Source organism: Caulobacter sp. (assembly GCF_049283275.1).
GTDB lineage: Bacteria > Pseudomonadota > Alphaproteobacteria > Caulobacterales > Caulobacteraceae > Caulobacter.
Map to the genome: position 1 here is coordinate 1 of NZ_JBAPVS010000280.1, position 3664 is coordinate 3664.

Sequence of the window (3664 nt, forward strand, 5' to 3'; positions counted from 1 at the left end):
GTCCTGCGTCCCGACCGCCGCGGCGCCCGTTCCCCTGGCCCTGTCGTGGAGCAAGACCGCGCCCGACGCCGAGGGCCTGGCGGCGATGTGCGCCGAGGCGCAGATCGTGGTGCTGCGGGGCGCCGCGCCGTTCACGCCGCCGGCCTGCCGCGACCGCGTCGTGCTGGACGCCGACGATTTCGCCGTCGGCGGGGCGGCCGAACTCTATCGCCGGAACGGGGATTGGTGGATCGTCTGGGCCCAGCCGTTGAGGGGCGTTCGGCCCTGGAGCGGCGTAGCGGAGCGCTAGGCATGCCGACGGTCCGATGTTGAGGATTTGGGGACGGCGCAGTTCGGCCAATGTCCAGAAGGTGCTGTGGCTGGTCGGCGAGCTGGCGCTGCCGCACGAACACATCCCGGCCGGCGGCGACGTCGGCGGACTCGACACGCCCGCTTTCCGCGCGATGAACCCGCACGGCAAGGTTCCGGTGATCCAGGACGGCGCGGTCGTGGTCTGGGAGTCGCACGCCATCCTGCGCTATCTGGCGGCCGCCCATGGCGGGGACCGGTTCTGGCCCGCCGACCCGGCCGCCCGCGCGCCGATCGACGGCTGGATGGATTGGGCGCAGACGGCGTTGCAGCCGGCCTTCCTGAGCGGCGTCTTCTGGGGTTGGTATCGAACGCCGCAAGCCCAGCGCGACGAAGCCGCCGTGGCCAGGGCGCTGGAGCAAACCGCGCATTGCCTGACCCTGGTGGACGCTCAACTGGCCGATCGGCCGTTCGTTGTCGACGAGACCCTGTCCCTGGCCGACATCGCCATCGGCGCGCACCTTTATCGTTATTTCGAGCTGGAGATCGACCGGCCTGCCTTGCCGCGTCTGGAGGCCTGGTACGGCCGCCTGACGGCCCGTCCGGCCTATCGCGAGCACGTGATGGTCCCGTTCGGCGAGCTCAAGGGGAAACGGGCCTTCTGAGCTTGAGGGCCGGGCCAGGCGTTAGGGGCTGGAGGACAGTGGAGGCGATCATGGAACGGGAAGGCGGCTGCGCCTGCGGGGCGGTGCGATATGTGGCGGACGGCGGACCATTGCGGGTGGGAGTGTGTCACTGCCTGACCTGCCGCAAGCGTCATGGCGCGCCGTTCAACGCCTTCGCGGCCTTTCGGCGCGACAAGGTGCGGATCGAGGGCTCGCCGACGGTCTGGACCGGCGCCGAACACGGCTTAATCCACGGGTGTCCGACTTGCGGCTCTCCGCTGTTCTAGACGGCGGAAGGCGAGGGCGACGGCGAGATCGAGATCCACCTGGGCGGCCTGGACCAGACAGGCCAGTTCACGCCGCAGTACGAGATCTGGGTGAAGCGCCGCGAACCCTGGCTGCCGCCGCTGAACGTGCCGCAATATGTGGAGAACAGGCCGGCGGGGATGGCGTCTTGAACACAAAAACCCCGCTCATCCCGGCGAAAGCCGGGACCCAAGCGGGGTTTGACGTATCGATCCGAGCGAACCGTCTGGCTCGGCTTGGGTCCCGGCTTTCGCCGGGATGAGCGGATCAAAAATCTAGTGATACCGCCGGATCAGCCCCACCAGCTTGCCCTGCACCTCGACCTGATCGGGACCGAAGATGCGGGTTTCGTACTTGGGGTTGGCGGCTTCCAGGGCGATCGAGCCGCCCTTCTTGCGCAGACGCTTGAGCGTGGCTTCTTCGCCGACCAGGGCCACGACGATTTCGCCGCTGTTGGCCGTGTCGCCCTTCTTGATGATCACATAGTCGCCGTCGAGGATGCCGGCCTCGATCATCGAGTCGCCCTGAACCTCGAGCACATAGTGCTCGCCGGCCCCCAGCATGGTTTCGGGCACCGGCAGGCGCTCGCGTTCGTGCTGGATGGCGTCGATCGGGGTGCCTGCGGCGATGCGGCCCAGGATCGGCAGCTCGCGGGTGTTGTCGGCGGCGATCGGGGCGGAGGCGGCCGGCGCCTGGCCGCCGCCTTCCAGGACCCGGGGGTTGAAGGGGCCGCGTCCCTTGGGCGGGGCGGCCATGGTCGCTTGCTGCGGCAGCTTGACCACCTCCAGCGCGCGAGCCCGATGGGCCAGGCGGCGGATGAAGCCGCGTTCCTCGAGCGCCGTGATCAGCCGGTGGATTCCCGACTTGGACGCCAGATCCAGCGCCTCCTTCATCTCGTCGAAGGAAGGGGAGACGCCGGTCTCCTTGATCCGTTCGTGGATGAACATCAGCAGCTCGTGCTGCTTGCGCGTCAGCATGTCCGGCCTCGCCAGTCGTCGCGGAACAAACCGCAAACCTCTGTGAATGTTCTCTAGGTGTTCTTTGTTGATGTCAAGTTAACGCTGTTCGCCGACGGAACGGGGGATTTCTCCAGCAAATACAGGCTCGGAAGGAGGGGGGAGCAGGTTTGGATCCCGGACCTTGTCCGCGCCGATGGGGAATCAGTCGGTGTTTGATGCGGTGGCGGAAGCGGCTCTGATTCCGTTGTGCCGGCAGGCCGCCGCTCGTCGAGGATCAGGGCGCGACGGTCGACGCGTGGGTCTTCAACTGCAGCCAGTCGGTGAATGGCAGGTGATAGGCGCTGTCGAAGACTTCGGCCTGCAGCTTGAAGGGCAGGTTGCCTTCGCTGTTCCACAGCATCACCACGCCCGTCTTGGTGGCCGGGTCGAACATCATGGTCGAGCGATAGCCGTCCACCGCCCCGCTGTGGCCGATCAACCGGCGGCCCTTATAGGTGAAGCTGCGCATGCCCAGGCCGTAGCCGGGGTGTTCGAGCGATCGACCCAGGGGCGAATTGCCATAGGGCCGTCCCGTATTGACGCGCGGGCGCTGGATGTCGGCCAGCACCGTGGCCGGCAGGACGGCGGGCGCCTCTCCCATCTGCGCCTGCATCCAGCGCGCCAGGTCCACGATGTTGGAGTTGACCCCGGCCGCGGCGGGCACCCGGTAATAGGCGTCGACCAGAGGCGTGGCGTGGCCGTTGCGGGACGGCCGCGCCCAATGCTTGGCGTTCTGCAGTCCGTCCAGTCCGATGGTGGTGCTGGTCATGCCCAGGGGCAGGAACAGCCTCTGGCGCGCGGCCTCGGCGTACGGCTGGTGGGTCGTGGTCTCCAGGACCTCGCGGATCGCGTCATAGGCGATGTTTTGATAGCTGTGGCAGGTGCCGGGCGGGCAGAGCAGGGGCACGGCCGCCAGGCTGGTGCGGATCTCCCGCGGATCCCGTCCGCCTTCGAGCCAGCCGTCATAGGCGTTCCGGGGCAGGCCGGTGCGCTGGGACAGCAATTGCTCGACCGTCAGCGTGTTCTGGGCGTCGGCGGGCAGGCGCAGGCTGGTGTTGAACTTGCCCAGGGGATCGCTCAGCGAGAACGCCCCGTCCCGCGCCAGATCGGCGCTGAGCGTGGCGGCCACGGTCTTGGACAACGAGGCCCAGCGGAAGATCGTGTCGGCGTCGACCTTCTCGCCGTCTCGCGCCGAGGTGAGGCCGTAACCCTGCACGAACGACAGGCGGCCGTTCTCGACCACGGCGATCGCCAGGCCTTCCATGGTCCTGTCGGCCATCATCGTCCGGATGCGGGCGTCCAGGGCGCGATAGTCGATCGCGCCCCGCCAATCCTCGGGCGTCAGGGGCAGCACCAGCGGCGCTGGCGGCGCGGCGGTCGCCGCCGCGACTTGGACCGGCTTGGGCG

4 protein-coding genes and 1 pseudogene are annotated in these 3664 nt (G+C 68.3%); 3 read left to right on the top strand and 2 right to left on the bottom strand.

What is annotated here, in order from left to right:
- From WAL33_RS15900 to WAL33_RS15910, 3 genes and pseudogenes are all read left to right on the top strand, one after another.
- A pseudogene (locus WAL33_RS15900) lies at positions 1 to 289 on the top strand (competence protein ComEC); the annotation flags it as partial.
- Positions 290 to 305: 16 nt separating this feature from the next.
- A complete protein-coding gene (locus tag WAL33_RS15905; RefSeq protein WP_422182498.1) occupies positions 306 to 953 on the top strand; it encodes a glutathione S-transferase family protein in 648 nt (215 codons plus the stop codon).
- Between the two features lie 50 nt (positions 954 to 1003).
- Entirely contained in the window at positions 1004 to 1240 is a 237-nt protein-coding gene (locus WAL33_RS15910; protein ID WP_422182499.1) for a GFA family protein, read from the top strand.
- 294 nt (positions 1241 to 1534) lie between these two features.
- On the opposite strand, the gene lexA is transcribed toward WAL33_RS15910, so the two are convergent.
- Both lexA and WAL33_RS15920 read right to left on the bottom strand, forming a co-directional pair.
- Positions 1535 to 2236 carry a transcriptional repressor LexA gene (lexA, locus tag WAL33_RS15915; RefSeq protein ID WP_422182500.1) on the bottom strand — a complete coding sequence of 234 codons (702 nt, stop codon included), beginning with the start codon at positions 2234 to 2236 and terminating at the stop codon, positions 1535 to 1537.
- A 256-nt stretch (positions 2237 to 2492) separates the two neighbouring features.
- The coding region (locus WAL33_RS15920) for a serine hydrolase domain-containing protein (protein ID WP_422182501.1) at positions 2493 to 3664 on the bottom strand (1172 nt) is incomplete at its 5' end.

What these genes read in the sequence shown, in the direction of transcription:
- WAL33_RS15905 (WP_422182498.1), top strand. Translation starts at nt 306, where the DNA reads ATGTTGAGGATTTGGGGACGGCGCAGTTCGGCCAATGTCCAGAAGGTG.
- WAL33_RS15910 (WP_422182499.1), top strand. Translation starts at nt 1,004, where the DNA reads ATGGAACGGGAAGGCGGCTGCGCCTGCGGGGCGGTGCGATATGTGGCG.
- lexA (WP_422182500.1), bottom strand. Translation starts at nt 2,236, where the DNA reads ATGCTGACGCGCAAGCAGCACGAGCTGCTGATGTTCATCCACGAACGG.